The 22,052-nt window shown below is 36.4% G+C and carries 15 protein-coding genes and 1 pseudogene; 13 read left to right on the forward strand and 3 right to left on the reverse strand.

Going from position 1 to position 22,052, the window contains the following annotated elements:
• Window positions 1–440: 440 nt before the first annotated feature.
• From glmS to JNUCC41_RS10010, 7 genes and pseudogenes are all read left to right on the forward strand, one after another.
• Entirely contained in the window at window positions 441–2,243 is a 1,803-nt protein-coding gene (gene glmS, locus JNUCC41_RS09980; protein WP_192207465.1) for a glutamine--fructose-6-phosphate transaminase (isomerizing), read from the forward strand.
• A gap of 131 nt (window positions 2,244–2,374) precedes the next feature.
• A pseudogene (locus JNUCC41_RS09985) lies at window positions 2,375–2,560 on the forward strand (TnsA endonuclease N-terminal domain-containing protein); the annotation flags it as partial.
• Between the two features lie 175 nt (window positions 2,561–2,735).
• Entirely contained in the window at window positions 2,736–3,956 is a 1,221-nt protein-coding gene (locus JNUCC41_RS09990; protein ID WP_228467590.1) for an MBL fold metallo-hydrolase, read from the forward strand.
• Between the two features lie 20 nt (window positions 3,957–3,976).
• Window positions 3,977–5,299, forward strand: a complete 1,323-nt coding sequence (locus JNUCC41_RS09995) for an ABC-three component system protein (RefSeq protein ID WP_192207468.1) — start codon at window positions 3,977–3,979, stop codon at window positions 5,297–5,299.
• Complete coding sequence (locus JNUCC41_RS10000; RefSeq protein WP_228467591.1) at window positions 5,292–5,840, forward strand: ABC-three component system middle component 1; 549 nt, start codon at window positions 5,292–5,294, stop codon at window positions 5,838–5,840. Before JNUCC41_RS09995 ends, JNUCC41_RS10000 begins: the two co-directional genes overlap by 8 nt.
• A gap of 3 nt (window positions 5,841–5,843) precedes the next feature.
• On the forward strand, window positions 5,844–8,726 hold the full coding sequence (locus JNUCC41_RS10005) for an AAA family ATPase (protein WP_192207469.1): 2,883 nt from the start codon (window positions 5,844–5,846) through the stop codon (window positions 8,724–8,726).
• Window positions 8,727–9,070: 344 nt separating this feature from the next.
• Entirely contained in the window at window positions 9,071–9,442 is a 372-nt protein-coding gene (locus JNUCC41_RS10010) for an iron chaperone (RefSeq protein ID WP_192207470.1), read from the forward strand.
• A 118-nt stretch (window positions 9,443–9,560) separates the two neighbouring features.
• Here JNUCC41_RS10010 and JNUCC41_RS10015 read toward each other — a convergent pair whose 3' ends face one another.
• The 3 genes from JNUCC41_RS10015 to JNUCC41_RS10025 are packed head-to-tail and all read right to left on the reverse strand — an operon-like array spanning window position 9,561 to window position 13,035.
• On the reverse strand, window positions 9,561–10,595 hold the full coding sequence (locus JNUCC41_RS10015) for a sensor histidine kinase (RefSeq protein WP_192207471.1): 1,035 nt from the start codon (window positions 10,593–10,595) through the stop codon (window positions 9,561–9,563).
• Window positions 10,592–11,266 (reverse strand): response regulator transcription factor, encoded by a 675-nt coding sequence (locus JNUCC41_RS10020; RefSeq protein ID WP_192207472.1) that lies wholly within the window; start codon window positions 11,264–11,266, stop codon window positions 10,592–10,594. The genes JNUCC41_RS10015 and JNUCC41_RS10020 overlap by 4 nt, the downstream gene beginning before the upstream one ends.
• Before the next feature lie 23 nt (window positions 11,267–11,289).
• The gene (locus JNUCC41_RS10025; RefSeq protein ID WP_192207473.1) at window positions 11,290–13,035 is read right to left on the reverse strand and encodes an ABC transporter ATP-binding protein; all 1,746 of its coding nucleotides are present in this window, start codon (window positions 13,033–13,035) and stop codon (window positions 11,290–11,292) included.
• A gap of 365 nt (window positions 13,036–13,400) precedes the next feature.
• On the opposite strand from JNUCC41_RS10025, the gene JNUCC41_RS10030 reads away from it, so the two are divergent.
• From JNUCC41_RS10030 to hflX, 6 genes are all read left to right on the forward strand, one after another.
• Entirely contained in the window at window positions 13,401–14,570 is a 1,170-nt protein-coding gene (locus JNUCC41_RS10030; protein WP_192207474.1) for an ATP-grasp domain-containing protein, read from the forward strand.
• A gap of 12 nt (window positions 14,571–14,582) precedes the next feature.
• Entirely contained in the window at window positions 14,583–16,277 is a 1,695-nt protein-coding gene (locus tag JNUCC41_RS10035; RefSeq protein WP_192207475.1) for a methyl-accepting chemotaxis protein, read from the forward strand.
• Window positions 16,278–16,869: 592 nt separating this feature from the next.
• A complete protein-coding gene (locus tag JNUCC41_RS10040) occupies window positions 16,870–17,070 on the forward strand; it encodes a cold-shock protein (RefSeq protein ID WP_034304915.1) in 201 nt (66 codons plus the stop codon).
• Window positions 17,071–17,606: 536 nt separating this feature from the next.
• Window positions 17,607–17,978, forward strand: coding sequence for an ArsR/SmtB family transcription factor (locus tag JNUCC41_RS10045; RefSeq protein WP_192207476.1), 372 nt, complete (start codon window positions 17,607–17,609; stop codon window positions 17,976–17,978).
• The gene (locus JNUCC41_RS10050; protein ID WP_192207477.1) at window positions 17,971–20,094 is read left to right on the forward strand and encodes a heavy metal translocating P-type ATPase; all 2,124 of its coding nucleotides are present in this window, start codon (window positions 17,971–17,973) and stop codon (window positions 20,092–20,094) included. Before JNUCC41_RS10045 ends, JNUCC41_RS10050 begins: the two co-directional genes overlap by 8 nt.
• A gap of 272 nt (window positions 20,095–20,366) precedes the next feature.
• Window positions 20,367–21,632, forward strand: coding sequence for a GTPase HflX (gene hflX / locus JNUCC41_RS10055; protein ID WP_192207478.1), 1,266 nt, complete (start codon window positions 20,367–20,369; stop codon window positions 21,630–21,632).
• The last annotated feature ends 420 nt before the right edge of the window (window positions 21,633–22,052 follow it).

Genomic DNA, 22,052 nt, shown 5'->3' on the forward strand with positions numbered 1-22,052 from the left:
CATAAAAGGAACGAAATTTCCTTTTATGCATATTTTTTATAAAGAAGTTCTTTTTATAGGTCTTGGTAATAAAGAATTGACCTATGTCCCTTGTTTAAGGTATGATTATCCTGATTTACAACAATCGTTGTCATGAAAAGGAGGGTAGACAAGGAACGGATTCATAAAAGCGCCTGAACTAAGTCTGGACGAGAAATGGCTTAGTTGACGAGGAGGAGGTTTATCGAATGATCGGCGGATACCTCCCGGCTGAAGTGCACAGCCGCAGTAATTCCAATCTTAAAACAGTAGGGCAACTTACTGCACAAAGGGTTGGAAATGCACAAAGGGAAAAAGTGCTTTAAAGCATTTCCTTTATAAAAAATATATATCAGAGATGAGGGGGCAGGGATGCCCCCGTGCATTCCTGTTCCCTCGAATCGGTTGGAGGAACAGAAATTATGTGTGGAATTGTTGGATATATTGGACTTAACGATGCAAAGGAAATTTTATTAAAAGGTCTTGAAAAACTTGAATACCGCGGTTATGACTCTTCAGGAATTGCTGTGAGAAATGAAGCAGGCGTTACAATCTTTAAGGAAAAAGGAAGAATCGCGGACCTACGTGGAGCCGTGGATGAAAATACTATGGCGCATACTGGAATAGGACATACACGCTGGGCCACCCATGGTGTGCCAAGCCGTGAAAATGCCCATCCTCACCAAAGTAATTCAGGTCGATTGACTTTAGTTCATAATGGGGTCATTGAAAACTATGCGATTCTAAAACGTGAATATTTGAAGGATGTTGCCTTTAAAAGTGAAACGGATACAGAAGTCATCGTTCAACTCATCGAGAAGTTCGTAAACGAGGGCATGGAAGTGGAAGAGGCATTCCGTCAAACACTCACTCTATTAGAGGGTTCATATGCGATTGCCCTATTGGATGCTGAAAATGATGAAACCATCTTAGTCGCAAAAAATAAAAGCCCGCTGCTGATCGGTGTCGGAAAAGACTTTAACGTTGTCGCTTCTGATGCAATGGCCATGTTGCAAGTCACAGATCAATTCCTTGAACTGATGGATAAGGAAATGGTTATCGTGACAAAAGAAAAGGTAACGATCAAGAACCTTTCCAACGAAGAAGTCATGCGTGCTCCGTACACTGCTGAACTGGATGCAAGTGATATCGAAAAAGGTACGTATCCGCACTATATGCTTAAAGAAGTCGACGAGCAGCCAGCTGTCATACGTAAAATCATTCAAGCATACCAAAATGAAGAAGGTAAACTTGCAATCGATTATAACATTACTGAAGCCGTAAGTGAGGCTGACCGTATTTATATCATCGCTTGCGGAACCAGCTATCATGCAGGGTTGATTGGTAAGCAATTCATCGAAAAAATGACTGAAATTCCGGTTGAGGTCCATGTGGCATCTGAATTCACTTACAATATGCCGTTATTATCGAAAAAACCGTTATTCATCTTCATTTCACAAAGTGGTGAAACTGCAGATAGCCGTGCCGTGTTAGTGTCCATCAAAGCGCTTGGTCATAAAGCCCTGACCATCACGAACGTACCTGGCTCTACATTGTCACGTGAAGCGGATTATACGCTCTTGCTGCATGCTGGCCCTGAAATTGCCGTAGCCTCGACTAAGGCTTATACAGCTCAAGTGGCAGTCCTATCGATCTTAGCGAATGTAACTGGCCAATTCCGTAACATGGAGTATGATTTCGACCTTGTAAAAGAGCTTGGAATCGTTGCGACAGCAATGGAAGCCCTATGTGATTCGAAAGAAGAGATGGAAGACATTGCCCGTGAATACTTGTCCGTTACGAGAAACTGCTTCTTCATTGGCCGTTCCCTTGACTACTATGTTGTGCTTGAAGGGGCCCTTAAGCTGAAGGAGATTTCTTACATCCAGGCGGAAGGCTTTGCTGGCGGAGAGCTGAAGCATGGAACGATCGCCTTGATTGAAGAAGGTACACCTGTCATAGCCCTTGCTACGCAAGCAGGCGTCAACCTAAGCATCCGTGGTAATGTAAAGGAAGTGGTTGCCCGTGGCGCAAACCCTTGCATCATTTCCATGAAGGGGCTTGAAGAAGAGGATGACCGTTTCGTCATCCCGGAAGTGAATGAACTATTAACACCCCTTATCTCTGTTATCCCGCTGCAGCTCATTGCTTACTACGCAGCCTTGCACCGTGAATGTGACGTGGATAAACCACGTAATCTTGCGAAAAGTGTAACGGTTGAGTAAGTCGGAATGAATGCAATGTATGTTTGTAGATTTTAAATAAAGTTATACCGTTTTGAAAAAAGTCGTACTGTTTTTAAAAAAGTTTCACCGTTTCACCCCTTTGGATTAAACTAATCTAAAGGGGTGTTTTTATGTCCAAAAGAACTAGAACATCTAAAATTGATAAGTGGTTAAAAGAAGGACGAGGAACAGGATTCGGAGCAGACTATAAACCTTGGTTGAATATCCAAGACGTTTCTTCATTAGGAAGGTCTACTCGTTTAAAAGGTATTAAAACAGATAGGCAACATGAATTTTTGTCTGACTTAGAACGGCATCGAGCAACACTATTAATCAATAAAATAAGTAATGTTTAAATTAGAATATATTGTTAATTATAAGTCTGTAATCAGATATAATAGACATAGGTAAATAGGATTAAGTACAAGATTGAAAATATATTTTAAATATTATCTAATTTATAAATAGAATTATATGTTGGATGTTTTAGGAGTGATTATCATAGACGAATTATATAGTATAACTATGTTTGAAGCAGGGAATGGAGATAGTTTTTTTGTAAGATGCGAAGGAAAATATATCACAAATATACTAATAGACTTTGGATATAGTAATACATATAAAGATCATATTGAAAAGTATTTAAAAGCTATGGCTATAAACAATGAAAAAATTGATTTGGCCATCATTACGCACTACGATCAAGATCATATAAGTGGGGGTATTCGTTTTTTTGAAGACAATGGATTTTCAGATAAACCTAATATAATAAGTGTGTCCGAGGTTTGGCATAATAGCTATAGACATCTAAATATAAAAGAAAGTGATAAAGAATTAACAAAAGAAGAAAAAGAGTATATCTTAGAAAATTCGATTGTAGTTGAACAGAACCGTAATAAAGGTGCAAATGATACAAGTGCAAAACAAGGTTCTCGCTTAGCTGCCAATTTAAAATATTATGAATACAATTGGAATTCTATGTTTGAAAACAAAGCTATTATGTATAGAGCAAATAATTCAATCATTTTGAATCAAGAAGTAGAAGTTATGGTATTATCACCAACACCTAAAGAAATAGAAAATCTACAAAAAGTTTGGAAGAAGGAACTGAAAAAAAAGTTTCCTACAATAGAGTTAAGTGATGATGAAATATTTGATGATGCTGTAGAATGTATTTCATTGATGAAACGCCCTAAAAGTGTACCATTTATAAAAGATACATCTACATCAATTAATCTAGAAAATTTAGCGGGACGCGAATTTCAAGAAGACACTGATGAAATTAATGCTAGTTCTATAACTTGTATAATTAAATTTAAAGAAAAGAAGATATTAATGTTAGGAGATTCAGTACCTTCCACTATAGAAGCACAATTAAAGCAAATATATCAAGATAGCGATTTCCCAATAATTTTTGACGCAATTAAAGTTTCTCATCATGGAAGCATGAAAAATACCAGTAGTTCATTATTAAAACTTATAGATGCTGAAAATTATTTTATTTCTACAAATGGAAGTGGACATGGCCATCCAGATATTGAAACAATAGCTAAAATATTAACAAGAAAGAATAATGGTATTGTTAGAAAAATACATTTTACACATAAATTTTCTAAATTTGGCTTCTTAGATAGTGAAGAATTGAAGAAAAAGTATAATTATGAGCTACATTATAAAGTGAAGTCTGAAGATACGTTGCAAATTTATTTGTAATTGAAAGGTGTCTATTTTGAATGGATGATATAAAAAGAGCTGTAGCAAAATTAGAAGGTGATGAGAAAGCAACTGCGTTCTTAATTTCCGAAGAATATATGCTAACTTCAAAACATATATTTATACCCAATAATGATTTTAGTACTTATACAATTAGTTTTCCTAATAATAATACCGAAAAAGTGTATACCATTAGTGATATATATTACGAAAAAGATAAAAGCATTAATGAATTAGGAAATGATATAGCAATAATTAAATTGAATGAACCTATTTATGATATTCAACCTTTAGAATTAGATTTCTCAGAAATAAAAATTGATGATGATTGGCAAGCTTATGGTTTCCCAGGATCAAAGAGACCTATTGGTGAGCGTTTTATAGGAAAAGTTAATGATTTATTACACAATAGATTTGATAAGAAATTTGATGTGAATTTACACTGTGAAGTGCCTCAAATCATCGATTCATATTATGGAGTTGAGGGAGCATCGGGTTCTCCAATTATACGAGATGGAAAGGTTATAGCTGTATTTTCAAATCAAAGTGAAGGGGCAATATTAGGGGCTGCTAGTATTAAACGCTCAGAAGAGTTTTTAAAAAAATATGTAACTAATTTAAAAAAAGCCGTTTTAAAATCTATTGCCCAAATAGAAATTGAAAAAGCAATGTCTAATACAGAAAGATTTATAGAAGGATTTCCTGATGAATTACATGAGTTACTGAAGAGAGAATTAAGTGAATTAGAAAGAGAAATTATAGCGGATTTAGAAAAGTTCAATTCATTTTTAGAAAGTTCAAAGTATCCTCTTGCTGAGAAAAATACAAGGTTTATTGGTTTAGATTCTACATTAGAAATTATATTAATGGTTAGATGTATTTATGGAAATGTTCATATTTTAATTAAGGATGACTTTGCTAATCTTCAGGTTAAAACAACAAAAAGTCTAAATATGAATTTTGTATATGCGCAACAAAGAAATCAAATTATGCCAGAAATACTATTAGAAATGCATAATGGAATGATAAATAAATCAGCTGCACAAATTCTAATTGAATGTGATAAGCCTATTCCACCTTATCCAATGATTTTTGATAACTGTAGCAATAGTAAAAGACATAATCTATGTAGATCATGTGGAAAACAATTTGAATTTGAAGGAATTTTGAAAAAATATATTGATACTGAAGATGATGGACTTATTAAAGGTATAGAAAGTAATAACTTTTCTTTATTGAATAAAACAAAAATCATTTGTGCTGAATGTGTTAGAAAAGTACGAGATGAAGCTGAATCTGGAGAAGACTTACAAAGAATGGTGGTAGAAAAAATTTATGATTGAAGATATTGTTAAATATTTTAGGGGAAAGAAAGTTTTTTATGAATTTGAAAATATTGATTTAAATTTATTAAATTATATTTTTGCTTCTCCACAACAAGTATTTGGAATTTCGGTACTAGAAAATGAAATTGATTTAATAACAAATTGGGAAAAGGTAAGTCAGGAGTTTGCGGTTAGAATACAAAGCCAATTAAAAGATACATTATATAACTTAAAGTGGGACATGTATTTAATATTAGTTGTTGAGACAACTATTAGAGAAATAGAAACCTGCAAACAAATTGAAAATGATCGCATGTTCTTTAAAAAGTTTGTAATTTCAAAGGATATGAAGGATTTTATGAAAAAACTACCTATTGATCTGGAAATAGATAATTCAGAGGAGTTACATACTTTTTCTGATAAAGAATTTTTAAGTGAATTAAAGAAGATTATTTCAACTGAAATAGTAGAACGAATAGATTTTACTATATATGAAAATTCTTCTATAGAAGATGTAAACTATAATGTGTTTTTAGAACCATATACACAGAAGGAGTAAAATATGAAAATTACTTCATTAACTATCCAAGCTTTTAGGGGTTTTAATGAGAAAGAAACTTTTAACTTTCAGAATGCTGATATGATTGTTATTTACGGTCCAAATGGGCATGGGAAATCATCCCTTTATGACGCAATTGAATGGGGGTTAACAGGAGGGATTCGCAGATTTGATGATCCAACTCCGGAAAGAAAACGAACACGTTTTATTAGGAATTTGCATACAAACCCAGTTCAAAAAACATTTGTGAAAATAGGAGTCACTTTGGTAGATGGATCTTGTTATTTTGTCGAGAGAGAATGTAATGCGAGTACGCAAGATCGCACTGATTATGGAAAATATGAATTAAGACTATTTGATGAAAATAATCAATTATACTTAAAGGGTGAAGATGCAGAAAATAGATTAAAAAAATGGCTTATCCATCAAGACTGGTTACATAAAATAGATTCTCCAACTACAATGTTAGGTTTGACACATATCTTATCCCAAGAAAAAATTTCAGAATTTTTAAGAGGAATGCAAGAAAGAGATCGATACGATGCAATCTCCACAATTTTTGGAACTGATTATCTAGATAAGTATCGAGAAGGATTTAGAATTACTAGAAATACATTGAATAATGAGTTAGAAAAACTAAAAGTAAAAATTAATGAAAAAAAACCATATCAAAAGAAGTTGGAAGATGAGATAAAGATATTAAATGCTAAAGAATCGAATGATTTAGAGGTAGAGTTTGATAAGGAATTAAAAAATTATTTAAGTCTTTATCCCGAATTGAAAACCTCTAAAGATGACTTAGGAGAAATATTAAAATCTATTATTAATAATCAAAATAAGATAGTGGTTGAAAAAAGAAGGTTTGAAAAAGAAAATCAAATTTTAAAAGATATTAAAGAAAGTTTACCAAAGATACTTATTAATTTAAAAGAGTACGATGCATGTATAGAAGAAGAGAGACTATTAATTAGTTTTAAAAAAAGCGCTTTATCTAAGTTAAAATTAGATCAACTAATATCAAAAGAAAAGGCTATTAAAAATGAAAGAAATGAAATTAACTCATTTAAAGATAAGAAAAAGGATATACAATTAAATTTAGAAACTTTATTAACAAAAAAAGGAATCTTAATATCTGCGGTAAATTTATTAAATATCTCTTTAACTAAAGGGCTATGGAAAGAAAACCTCGATTTCTTATTGGAAATGCGTAATAAAATTGATGAAGAAGAATATAATATTCTTAATGCTATATATATAAAAATGATTGCTGAATTCAAAATGATCGAGGATAGAAATGTTAAAAGTCAAGAATATCGAGTTCAATTAAAATCTCTAGAAAGTTCTTTGGAAGTAATTAAAGAAACAAATGAAATATATAATGATTTTTTATCTTCAGTAAATAAATATATTACAATAATGTCTGAAGAGGATATTAATACTTGTCCTACATGTGGAACAATAGGTGTAAAAAAAGCAGATATTTTGGATAATATTCAAACACAACAACTACAAGTTAATGAAAAATTACCTGAATTAGAGAAACTTGTTTTGCAAACACGACATAAAATAAAAGAGTTTGAAAAAGAAAAGGAAGATTCTATTTTAAAGATAGAAGAACTAGAAAGAAGTATTCAAGAAATATTAAATGAATTTCAAAAAGAAGTAGAATTGTTTGATATTAAGATTTCTACAGAGCAAAAACATCAAGAGACAATGCAACAAAAAATAGATTCGTTAAATTTAAATTTAAATCAATTTGAAGATGAATGCAGACTTTTAGGAATAAAAATAGAAGAAGAAATAGATTTTTTATTAGAAGAAAAAAAATTAAAAGCAATAGAAGAATTAGAGAAAATTCATACTCAGAGAAAGATGAATTTAGAAAAAAGCGAACAACTTGGAAAATTGAAATATAAAGATTACGATATTTCATGTATAGAAGATTATGAGAGAGAGTTACAAAATGTATCTAAGTTACAAGAAAAAGAGATTAAGGTCTTTAAGGAGCTTGTTCAATCTAGTGAATTAATTGATTTTGACAAAGAAAAACTAGAATTAGATATCATATCAACTAAAGTTGAAGCCGAATTATTAAAAAAGCGAGCAAAATTAGATGGTATAGAAGAACTTGAAATGATGAATATTAATTTGCAAAATATGATTGAGTTAAATTCAGAAAAAATGAGATTAATAAAATTACAAGAAGAATTGGCTTTAATAAAAAGTGAAATTGCAGAATTAGTAAATAAAGAAGAAGAAATGAATAATGATATGACGTATTTATTAGAATTAATGAATAAGTCAAATGAAGCTTTATCGTCTTTAAATGAGAAAATGTTTATAAATTTAAAAGAAACCATTCAAACTATTTTTGCACAAATCAATTCTCATCCAATTTTTACAAAACTAGATTTAGAATTTGATAAGTATCGTAATAATAATTGTTTGACGATAAAGGTATCCCAGGAAAATCAAGATAATTTAAAAGCTAATGCTCCTTATGTATTTAGTTCTGCTCAAGTAAATAGTATTGCTTTATCATTGTTTTTAGCAATGTCATTAAAACAAAAGTGGTCTCCATTACAATTAATAGGTATAGATGATCCAATACAAAGTATGGATGAAGTAAATATTATTTCCTTTATAGATTTAATGAGATTATTTATCAAGAAATATGGAAAACAAATAATTATTTCAACTCATGATGAAAGTTTTTATAAATTGATAATTAAAAAGTTTAGATATTTTAATCTAACAAATATTAAATACAAAGATTATGGATATAATGGGCCTTCTTTGGATGTATCTAAAATAGGTTTCGAAAGCGAAAACTATGAGAAAGCTAAAGAGAAACTTAAATTGTTAGATACTAAGTGGGAAAATTAATTTTAATCAATCTTTTTTATAAAATTAGTTTCTATCTAAAATCAAACCCACGTATTTTGATCAAACTTTATTCCACCCCAACAATGTTATGTAGATCTAAATAAAGATTAACTGTTTATAAAGAGTTGCGAAGCTTCACCCCTTTGACTATGATTAGCCATAGGGGTGTTTTTTTATGTCTAAAAGAACGAGAACCTCTCAAGTTGACTAGTGGATTAAAGATGGCCGAGGAATCGGTGTGCAGTGTAAATAAAGCCGTTTAATACATATGGATTATGATTATGATACGGATGAGGGGAAAATGACATTATTCAAAAAAATTTTCAATTTTAGGAGAGAATGACATGGAAGTTTTTGCAGAATTTTTAGCGAAGATTGATGACCCGCAACATCGGGGCCGGACGGAAGAAGTTTTGGCTTGGGTAATTAACAAATATCCAAATTTAATTCCGAAAATCGCGTGGAATCAGCCTATGTTTACCGATCATGGCACATATATCATTGGCTTTAGTGTAGCCAAACATCATTTGGCTGTGGCCCCTGAAATAGCAGGGATTAATCATTTCTCTGATGAAATCGTGCAGGCTGGCTATGATCACACCAAGCAGTTGGTGCGTATCAAGTGGGACCGTCCGGTTGATTACTCATTACTTGAGAGAATGATCGAGTTTAATATTTTGGATAAGGCAGACTGTTCAACTTTTTGGCGGAAATAAAAAATCACTTTATTAAGGGTGAAGTTAATTTTTATCAAACTTTTTACTACATAGATTTTAAAAACAGCTGTCATGCAGCTGTTTTTTATTAATATGATTTTTAAAATCACAAAACCCTTCACGAAATAGGCAGCAGAATGGTGAAAGTCGTTCCCTTATCGAGCTCACTTTTTACGGATATGGTCCCTTCATGCATTTCAATAATCTTTTTCACGATGGATAGGCCTAAACCGCTGCCGCTTTTTGTACGTTCCCTTGCCAGGTCGGCTTTATAGAATCGTTCGAATATATGGAACTGGTCTTTTTCAGATATGCCAATTCCATTGTCGGATATCGTTATGGATGCCAGGTCATCAATCTGTTGTAATCGAATCGTGATCTTTCCACGATGGCGGGTGAATTTGATACTATTGTGTATTAAATTTGTCCATACATGGCTCATTAAATCCTGGTCTGCAAAAATTCGAATCTTTTCTAAAGATATATCCAATTCGAGTTCTTTTTCCAACCACGTCGGTTCACAAGCCAAAATAATGGTTCGTATCTGCTGATCCAGCCGGAAGTCTGTCTTTTCAAAAGGATGATGCTCGGATTCCAGGGATGTAAGCTTTAGAAGGTTATCGCTTAATTTGGATAATCTCCTGCTCTCTGTCTCAATTATATGAAGATAATGATTTCGTTCTTCGATTGTCAGCTTATTATATTGAAGAGCTTGGGCAAATCCTACGATGGAGGTTAGGGGCGACTGTATTTCGTGTGAGACGTTAGAGATGAATTCCTGCCGCATTTCTTCCATTTGCTTCAATTGCTTGGCCATGTGATTGAAGTGGTTAATGATATCGGTCATTTCGTTTTTCCTATCGATTTTAAAATCCAATTGTACATTATAATCGCCATTTGCTATTTTCCTTAAGGCATCAATGATCTCGAGGTAAATATTTGCCCGTTTATTGTGATGGATGGCATGCATAAGATATCCAATGAATATCATGATTGCGATGCTTGTCATGATTGTGGTCAGATACCGAACAAAATCGGGTAACCTTAATGGCAATAGCTCAATGATATAGTACCCGGCCGAAAAGCAAACTGAATTAAACGTAAGAAAAAACAATATGCCAAGCATTTTTTTGAAAAATCGATTGCTTCTCATCTCGTTATCTCCAAACGGTAGCCCAATCCCCAAATCGTTTTAATCCGGAAGGGGAATTCCGATTCCGGAAACCTTTCTCTTACTCTTTTAATATGAACATCGACAGTTCGTTCATCACCTTCATAATCATAGCCCCAAATGTCTTCAATAAGATCTTCCCTGGAAAAAGTTTTTCCAGGATAGCTTGCTAATTTAAACAACAATTCGAATTCTTTTAATGGAATCGTATATTCCTGTTCTTTGAATGACATTTCATGCGTGTTGCGATTCAGCTTTAATTCGCCAATATTTAATGTTTGTGAAATAGTGATTTTATACCGTTTAAGCAATGCCTTTATTCTAAGAACCAATTCGATCGGTTCAAATGGCTTTACAAGATAATCATCTGCCCCAAGGCCGAATCCTTTTACTTTTTGTGTTGTTTCCCCTTTTGCAGTCAGCATTAAAATGGGAATATCACTAAATTCCCTTAACTCTTTGCATAATTGCCAACCATCCATGTTAGGCATCATAATATCGATGACTGCCAAATCAATTTTCACCTTCTCCATTAATTTCAATGCTTGCAGTCCATCTGAGGCTTCATATAAATCAAATCCTTCTTTTCTTAACAACAGGTTTATAAGTTCACGAATATGTGCATCATCATCGACTATTAATATTTTTGTCATCCTTCTTCTTTCCTTTCGGTGAATTAGGCCAGTTCAAGTTTGTGTAACTGCTGTTCTGCAAATTCGCGATATAATGAGTGTGTATTATATAGCTCTTTATGTGTTCCGCTTCCTGTTATTTTGCCTTTTTCGAGGAAGATGATTTGATCTGAACCTATGACGGTTGATAGACGATGGGCGATTACTATTGTTGTTCGACCTTTCATTAAATCATTTAACGCCTGTTGAACCACTTTTTCTGATTTGCTGTCTAGACTGGAAGTAGCTTCATCAAGCATTAATATTTTAGGGTTTCTTAAAAATGCACGAGCGATCGCGATTCTTTGTCTTTGGCCGCCTGATAATTTCATGCCCCTTTCACCAACCTCTGTATCATATCCGTTCGGAAGCTCAGAAATAAACTGATCTGCATATGCCATTTTAGCCACTTTATTCAATTCATCATCCGTTATATCCCCATCGATGCCATAACAAATATTATCTCGAATTGTACCCGATACAATCGGGCTTTCTTGTGAAACATACCCAATCTGGCTTCTCCATGAAAGCAGTGTGAAGTCATTTATGGATTTCCCGCCTATGGAAATGGATCCTTGCTGTGGTTTGTAGAAACGCTCGAATAAAGAGAAAAGTGTCGTTTTTCCGCTGCCGCTTGGTCCGACAATTGCAGTGACCTTACCAGCTTCAACGTTAAAGCTTATATCTTTAAGTACCTGTTCTCCATTATTGTAACTATAGTTCAGGTGATCCACGCTGATAGATTGACTTATATTTTGAACTGGCTGCTTCGCATCTTCTTCCTCCACTGAATCCAATATGGAAATGATGCGCTCTGTTGCACCCGTTGCTTTTTGAAATTGTGTAAAGAAACTGGCTAATTGAGCCATTGGCATGATTATTTGGAAAAGATACATGATGAATGCAACTAGGGCTCCAGCTGTCAGGGCTCCTGAAGAAACACGCATTCCCCCATAACCTAAAATCAGCACGAGTAAGGCCATCATGACAAAACTCATTAGCGGTGCAATCAACGCTTGGATTTTTGCTTCTTTTAATCCGAATTGAAATAACTTATGGATTCCTTTTTTTCCATTTTGATATTCCAAGGCTTCTGCATTCGATGCTTTAACAAGACGTATTTCCGTTAGCACCTGCTGAAGGACTGAGGTGAAGCTTGCTGTCTCATCCTGCATCCCTTTTGAAATTTTATGCATTTTTTTCCCTAGTGGCATTAATATCAAAACAGAGAGTGGAATTGCAATGAACATCAATAATGTCATTTTCCAATCGAGGACGAATAAAACGATCATGGAACCTATGATGGAAATGATTCCAGTAACGAAATTAGCGAGGTGTTCAGAGATTAATCCCTTCACTACAGTTGTATCATTTGTCATTCGGCTGACTGTTTCTCCCGAAGGATGTTCATCAAAATAACTCACGGGCAATACGAGTAATTTTTTCCATAGTTGATCCCGGATACCCGCCACTACAGATTGACCGATCCGATTTAATAAATAGATGGAAAATCCACTGGCCAATGCTTGAACGATGATGGCAAGAACGAGAAGGGTGATCCGTTCAGTGTTTAGTGAGCTGATCGAAAAATCATTAATTAGATTTTTGGTGAATAAAGGGACTAATAAACCTACACCCGTTGTACCAAGGCTTAATGCCAATGCAATCCCTATCATTAGTTTAGAAGGCTTCGTTTGTTGAACTAACCGAATGAACTGGCGCCATCCCTTTTGTTTTTTTTCTTCTGACATATGAAATACATCCTTTCTTGATCTTCATAGGGCAAGTATATAAAGAAGTTATGAATTGAATATGAACTAGTCTTAATTATTCCAAGAAAATTACTGGTGAACTTTTTCTGAATGATAAATTTGAAAAAATATGGCGGACACTTAAAATAGTGTCGGCTCTTTTTAATGAAAATACAAGAGAATTAAATATGCTTTTTTCATGCCCTCATATGCATTTTGAATCCGGGAGTATAGGTAAAAAGATATATTAACATTTTGATTTTTAATGGATTTTTAATAATAAATACCTATATAAGCTAAATACTTACCACATTTAACCGATTAAATATGGAGATACAAAAAACAGTATAAGTTAGGTGGAAAAAATGATTATTTTGAATGAGTCCATTGTGTCGCCAATTCTTCTAAAGGTGTTGGAAGAACAGCAAATTCCAGTGCTGGAACAGGGGCAATGGGGAGACACATTAACATCAGAAAAGCTAAACATTCAAAAGGATACAGAATTTTTCATGTCCATGGAAAAGGACAAAAGAATTCTTACAAACTCTGAAAATGGCATAACATTATTGGGTCATTTTCTACCAAATAGCAATGAGTACATTTGGTCAAAGTTATTGAAGGATAAGAGTCAGGTGCGAAATTTGACGAAATCTTTATATCCTGATTTCTATTTCCAAGATATTGATTTATCTATAATAAGTGACTTGGATAAAAATCAAATACCGTTTCCGGTAGTTATTAAACCCAATATTGGCTATTCGAGTGTAGGGGTCCACAAAGTCAAGAATGAGCAGGATTGGGATATAGCCGTGAATCAGCTTAAAGCGGACTTACTTCATTCGGATGGATTATATGATTCAGAAGTGGTCGGTTCCCAGACCGTTTTAATAGAAGAGTGGATTCAGGGTGAAGAGTATGCCATTGATGGCTATTACAATCAAGATGGTGAACCGGTCATTTTGAATGTCTTCAAACGATTATTCAAGGATGATTACGATACTTCCGATCGAATTTATTATACTTCGAAGTTGGCCATTAACGAAATCTATCATGACGCACTAAAGTTCATGAAGAATATTCAAACGGTCCTTCCACTTAGGAATTACCCTGTGCATTTTGAAATTCGCAAAAAGGAAAACCGGGTGATACCCATTGAAATCAATCCCCTGCGTTTTGCTGGGGCGGGTACAACGGATCTAGGTTACCATGCCTATGGAATGAATATGTATGAACACTATTTTTCAGGAACGAAACCCGATTGGAATCGGATATTGGAAGAGATGGACGATCATATATATAGCTTTTTCTTTGCAGAGGTACCACTGGAAATAAATCCGGAAGATGTTTCATGTATGGATCATGATGGACTCCGTCATGAATTCGAACATGTTATGGAATATAGGCAGCTTCCTTTTCAAAAAGACCGGAGCATGGCAATCATCTTTTATAGAAGTGAGGATTTGAATGAAAATCTCCAATTGCTCCATTTGGACTTAATACCATATTTGACTATAAAACACCTGGTTTTCATCTAAGGGGGCATCGAAATGAGATTTTCAAAGCTTAATCCTAATAAATCTTTGCTGGCAAAACTATTCTTGTTTTATATTATTCCTTTCGTACTTTTCGCAGGGGCCATGGGCCTTTGCTTTTCCTATATTACTAATAAAATGATCAATGAGAATGTCCTTCCGCAATTCGATGAACGCCTTTCTGAAAATGCCCACAGCTTAGCAGCGAGCCTCAATCCCACTTTGATAAACAAAGCTTCGGAACGGGGCGAAGAGATTAGGCGGAAACTAGATGCCTTTGTTGAAGATAAAAAGGGAATTGAATATGTTTATGTGCTGAAGCGGGAGAATGATGCCGACATGATTGCAGCCTTGAACGGCAGCGAGGACTACATGGTCGAATCCCCTTTCACGCCGGAACAGGCAAAATCGATAAATGGAAACGAAGACGTATTAAGTGAAATATATAAAGATAAGTGGGGTACACACAAATCGTACTTTACGCCAATCAAAGGGACGGACGCGATTGTCGGAATCGATATGGATGCAAAATTCATCGATGAATTGAAAAGCACAATGATATTCTATAATATCTTATTTTTTGCAAGTGCCATTATTTTAGGTGTGCTATGCGCCGTTGTCATCGGGAAAAAGATTTCGGGACCCGTCAATGAACTTGTTGGTTACACGAATGAAATGGCAAAAGGGGACTTAAGTAAATCGATTCCCGTTGGTAGACAGGATGAGATTGGCGATCTTTCAAATGGATTCGAAGATATGAGATTAAGTTTGGCCTATATTATCAAGAATGTCCGTGAACACGCTCAAACGATGAATCAAACGACAGTATCCATTCAGCAATCATTTGAAGAGATGGTGGAATCCTATGGCCAGATAGTGACGGGGACAACGGAAGAAGCAAAAGCTTCAGAAGAACGTGCCCATCATATTGACCGAATTTCCAATATGATCAGTGACTTAACGGATACAATCCGTTTAATGAATGAACAAACGAATGAAATGAATGAATTTACCCTGCATACGAATACACTTGCTGAACAAGGAAGTAAACAAGTGCAAGATGTAACGAGCCAGATGGATAAAATCATGGAAAACGGCCAAGCGACTAAAGCCAATTTGGTGAGCCTGGAAGAGGATGTAGTGAAGATAAATGAAGTGATTGGCTTAATAAGGGTGATTGCTTCTCAAACGAACCTGCTATCCCTGAATGCTTCCATTGAAGCGGCACGGGCGGGTGATGCCGGCAGAGGTTTTGCCGTAGTGGCTCAAGAGGTGCAAAAATTGGCTGTGCAAACAGATGAATCCATCGATATCATTTCAGAATCCATCATGCGGATTAATGAACAAACAGCCAAAGTCATCCAAAATAATGATGAAAGTTTTCAGGATATAGTAAATGGTGTTTCCTTAGTGGAAAACAATGGCGAGATTTTCAATAAGATATTTGAATCCGTAGAGAAATTGCTGAAAGGCACGGAACGATTAGCCGTCCATTCGAAAAAAATCAATGAGTCCTCGGATGAAAGCCTCGCATCCATTCAGGAAATTGCGGCGATCTCAGAAGAAGGAGTCGCAACGACGGAGCAAATCTCGGCAGCTGCCATTCAACAAAACACCATAATGACTGGATTGAAGGAACAAAATGAAGAGTTAGCAAAAGAATCGGCCATTTTAGAAGAAATGGTAGAAAAGTTCATTACCGAAAAATGAATATTCGATGTGAACATTTACAAAAACCTCTCTTAACTTTGTTACGGGAGGTTTTTGTAGAGAAAAGGCTTCCATCTGAATTTTTAAACATTATTGATTGGAGCGGGTGTACGAGACTCCTTCGGGAAAAGCGGGCACAAGGGAGACCCCGCAGGTGCTAAGAGATCCGAGGAGGCTTCCGGACCGCCCGCGGAAAGCGAGTACCTGGAGGGTAAATCAACGTTGCGCTATATACCTCCTCAAAAAAATGTAGGCAATGATAAATAACATCAAGTTTGTCTACAGTTTGAAACCTCTTTAACTTTGTAAACGAGAGGTTTTTGTTTGGATGAATGCGTGTGGCAGGTCATGAAGCCATTACCTGAATAGATAGAGACCATTGGTTAATGCTTGATGAATTTAAAGAGTATTAAAAATTCTGGAAAAAAGTTTCCCCAAACTATTTGCAATCGCTACCATTTAATGTTATGCTTAGTCTTAATTATTTTTGTTCGGTACTAAGGATACTAAAAGTACTACTTTTCGTTTTCGATGATGACTTAGAGCAAGGATAGTAATACATTGTGCTTAGATGCACTAGGAGGCAACAACAATGGAACAAGGTAAAGTAAAATGGTTTAACGCAGAAAAAGGTTTTGGATTCATCGAACGCGAAAACGGAGACGACGTATTCGTACATTTCTCAGCTATCCAAAGCGAAGGTTTCAAATCTTTAGACGAAGGTCAAGAAGTTACTTTTGAAGTAGAACAAGGTCAACGCGGACCTCAAGCTTCTAACGTTCAAAAAGCATAATTTCAATAACAAAAAAAGACGGATCCTTGTTATAGGGTCCGTCTTTTTTTGTTTTGTGAAAATACATGACAAAAAACCCTGCTCAACGATGAGCAGGGTAAATGGTACAAGTAAAGTAAAACGCTTAAAAAGGTTTGACTAAGTATATCATAGTTTTTCTAAAAAATACTAAATTAAATATATTATACTTATCAAGGCATCAATAGGAAATTACTAAAATCATTGGATTGAAGGGCCGCGAAGGGATTTATGTCCCTTCTTTTTTTTCGCCTGAAGAATAGAGGTTTCGGTTCAGGAGATTCATGGAGACCTTGAAAAGAGGACAGCCTGCACTTTGTGTTCAGCAAAATTCCAGGGGAAGGGCTGAGAAGTGAAACAAAAAACGATGGCCCACATATAAAGACATATAGGTACTTTCACTAAGCCGCTTTTGAGGAAGGAGAAAAGGCTCTTATACATTCAAATATAGATTTGAATATTCAGGTGATTATGTTATATTATAATCAAACACGGATTTGAATGAGAGGTGTGAGAAGATGACGGAACTGAAAGATATATGTGATGTCCACCTGCATGATGAAGTGAAGGTTAATCGCATTCAAGAGGAAATGAACCAGGTGAATTTATCCAGCATGTCGAAGCTGTTTAAGGTTATAGGCGATGAGAATAGGGCAAAGATAGCTTATGCGCTCTGTAAGGACGAGGAACTGTGTGTGTGCGATCTGGCCAATATTATTGGTGCTTCGATGGCGACTACGTCCCATCATCTTCGTACGCTTTATAAACACGCAATCGTAAAATACAGAAAAGAAGGAAAGTTGGCTTTTTATTCTTTGGATGATCACCATATAAGGCAGTTAATTCTCATTGCACTAGAACATCAGCAGGAGGTAAGGGTCGATGGCTGAGTCCACATTAAAAACATATCGTATCCAAGGTCTATCTTGCACGAATTGTGCAGCTAAATTTGAGAACAATGTCCGGGAACTAGAAGGTGTGGAGGATGCCAAAATCAACTTTGGTGCCTCGAAGATTTCTGTACAGGGCAGTGCGACTATCGAAGAGATTGAAAAGGCGGGTTCTTTTGATAACCTGAGAGTCCGCGGTGAACAGGAACAGGTGAAACAAAAGGAACCATTTTGGAAGCAAAAAGAAAATATAAAAGTGGTGTTCTCGGTTATCCTTTTGCTGATCAGCTGGATTTTGGATAATCGATATGCTGGTGGAAGCATCGTGCCGGTAATCGGTTATGCGGCTGCAATCATAGTTGGGGGATATTCGTTATTTGTCAATGGATTGAAGAATCTTGTCAGGCTTCGCTTTGATATGCACACCCTTATGACGGTTGCCATCATCGGGGCGGCCGTGCTTGGTGAATGGGGCGAAGGGGCGACTGTCGTCATCCTCTTTGCGATAAGTGAAGCACTGGAAAAATATTCGATGGATAAAGCCCGTAATTCTATAGAATCATTAATGAACATCGCACCTAAGGAAGCCTTGATCCGTAGGGGGCATCACGAAATGATGGTTGCTGTTGATGAGATTGAAGTGGGCGACATCATGATCGTTAAACCGGGTCAAAAGCTTGCCATGGATGGCAGGATCATGAAAGGTGCCTCGACACTTAATCAAGCAGCCATTACTGGGGAATCCGAGCCGGTTTTTAAAACGTTTGATGGTGAAGTGTTTGCCGGAACCTTAAATGGTGAAGGGTTGCTCGAAGTGGAGGTCACGAAGCGAGTCGAGGATACGACGATTGCAAAAATCATCCACCTTGTTGAAGAAGCACAGGCTGAAAAGGCACCTTCCCAAGCCTTCGTGGATAAATTCGCAAAATTCTATACGCCGGCCATAATGCTCATTGCCTTGGCCATTGCCGTGTTGCCCCCCATTGTGATGAGCGGGGTTTGGAGTGAATGGATTTACCGGGGGCTGGCTGTACTTGTTGTCGGTTGTCCGTGTGCTTTGGTCATTTCTACGCCCATCGCCATTGTGACAGCTATCGGAAATGCTGCGAAACATGGTGTGCTGATTAAAGGCGGGGTCCATTTGGAGGAAGCGGGAGCCTTAAAGGCGATTGCGTTTGACAAAACGGGTACTTTAACAAAGGGCATACCTGAAGTGACTGATTTCACAGTGTTATCTGCTGAGTTGAATGAACAGGAAGTGCTGGCTATCGCTGCTGCTTTAGAAAGCAGATCACAGCACCCCCTTGCCACGGCCATTCTCCAAAAGGCGGAAAACCACGATGTGGACTATCATTCTTTATTGGTAGAGGATTTTACTGCAATTACCGGTAAAGGTATAAAAGGGAAAATCAATCAAGGAATCTATTACATTGGTAAACCCCACCTTTTTGAAGAAGAGGCAGGCTTAGGCTTCTCTGATGATGTGCTTAAATTAATCAGCGGCTTTCAAAATACAGGTAAGACGGTGATGGTGCTTGGCGATCAAGTGAAGGTCTTGGCGCTCATCGCGGTGTCTGATGAAATAAGGGAAAGCAGTAAGGAAGCAATTCGGAAACTGCATGAATTGGGCATTGAAAAAACGATCATGCTGACCGGGGATAATATCGGAACAGCTAAAGCTATCGGGGCGGCAGCTGGCGTTCATGAGATCGAGGCGGAGCTATTGCCACAAGATAAATTGACCATCATCAAACGATGGAAACAAAAATATGATCGAGTGGCCATGGTAGGCGATGGAGTTAATGATGCTCCGGCCCTGGCAGCTTCCACGGTAGGAATCGCAATGGGCGGTGCGGGTACAGATACGGCCCTTGAAACGGCCGATATTGCCTTAATGGGTGATGACTTATCGAAGCTGCCTTATACAATCAGCTTGAGCCGTAAAACATTAAAAATCATTAAGCAGAACATCACGTTTTCATTGGTGATTAAAATCCTGGCCTTATTATTGATAGCGCCGGGCTGGTTAACACTTTGGATGGCTATTTTTGCCGACATGGGTGCGACGTTATTAGTTACATTGAATAGTCTTAGGTTATTGAGAATAAAGGAATAGAGTAATATGGGCTCCCTGGTGCATCTTAAGGTGAACCAGGGAGCTTTTATTTAGGGACTTTCCAATTGTTTCATGTGAAACTTGAAAAAAGTGATCGGTCCGGTTATTTTTTTGTTGAATTTTCTTTTATAGTAAAAGGAAGTCCGATAAACTTGTGCAGCGAACGTTATGCAAGTAATGTCTGGTGTGCTACAATGTGGCTGGCTTTTAGGCAGTATGATAGGTTTGTTTAAGCAATCTAGGGAGTAAGGTATGTACGGAAGGGATTTGAAATGATGGAATTACAGCAGAGGGCAATCTTGGTTGGAGTTAATCTTAACGGTCAAAAGGATTTTGAGTATTCAATGGAAGAATTGGCCAATTTAACGGAAGCATGTGAGGTAGAGGTTGCAGCGACCATCACACAAAATTTGCATCGGGTGAACTCGTCACATATTATTGGTACCGGGAAGATCGAGGAAGTGAAAAATCTCGTTGAGCATAAAGAAGCGAATGTCGTCATTTTTAATGATCAGCTCTCCCCTTCGCAACTTCGTAATCTGGAGAGGGACATGGATTGCAAGGTGATCGACCGGACAATCTTGATTCTGGACATCTTCGCGCATCGGGCGAAAACGAAGGAAGCACAGCTTCAGGTAGAAGTGGCAAAGCTTCAGTATATGCTCCCGCGTCTCGTTGGTTTGAGGGAGTCATTAGGGCGTCAGAGTGGAGGGGTGGGTACAAACAAAGGTGCAGGTGAAAAGCAGTTAGAGCTTGACCGCAGGAGAATCGAGGAAAATATAAGTGTATTGAATAAAGAACTGGAAGCCCTTGTTGCACACCGGCAAACACAGAGGAAACAGCGGAAAAAGAATGCCATCCCTGTCGTATCCTTAGTCGGTTATACCAATGCAGGTAAATCTTCGATCATGAATGCCCTGATTGAGATGTTCCATCCAACAGCCGAGAAGCAGGTGCTTGAGAAGGATATGCTGTTCGCAACGCTTGAGACATCCGTCCGAAACATCCCGCTTCCGGATAAGAAGGAATTTTTATTGACGGATACGGTGGGGTTTGTGTCCAAATTGCCCCATCATCTCGTGAAAGCCTTCCGCTCCACATTGGAAGAAGTGGTAGAAGCGGACCTGTTGATTCATGTTGTCGATTTTTCCAATCCTGATCATGAGCATCAAATTGAGATAACGGATAAGACTTTAAACGAGATAGGCATTAAAGGGATTCCAACGATTTTTGCTTATAATAAAGCCGACCTTACCGATTTGGATATCCCTCAGGTGAATCGTGGCTCTGTGTATATGTCAGCAAAAAACAAAGTTGGCATCGAGGAATTGATAGATCAAATTCGCAAGCATATTTTTGTCGACTATACTCACTGTGAAATGCTGATTCCATTTGATCAAGGACAGCTGGTTTCTTATTTCAATGAAAATGGTCACATAACCGAAACAGAATATGAGGCAACCGGATATCGAATAAAGCTTGAGTGCAAGAAAACGGATTATGAGAAATATAAACGGTACGTTATTCATCCGGAATGAACCTGCCTGTTGATAAAATGTTAACGGTTTGTTGATAAGTGGAAAAGTCGATTCTTTAATGTGGATAACTTTTGGTGGAATGCCTCCGTTCTGCAAAAACAAAGAGAATAACACCACATAATATGTGAATAAGTTGTGGATAAAGGTGCAAAGACTCAGGAAACCAAGATTTTAGTTTCCGGGTTTTTTTTTATGTGGACAAAGTGTTGATAATTAGGTCTTCAGTACAAACCTTCCGAAGAATATCAATAAGTATGATGAAAAGTGCGTTTGAATGTAGAAAAATGACGATGTTTATCACTTATTGTTAGGAAATATAACATGGTTATTACATATTGCATAGCTAGCACCTGGAAATGCTTTACACTTTGTATAATGTAACTTACTTTTTAACATTATAAAATAAAGAATACTCAATTC

Source organism: Brevibacillus sp. JNUCC-41 (assembly GCF_014844095.1).
GTDB lineage: Bacteria > Bacillota > Bacilli > Bacillales > DSM-1321 > Peribacillus > Peribacillus aracenensis.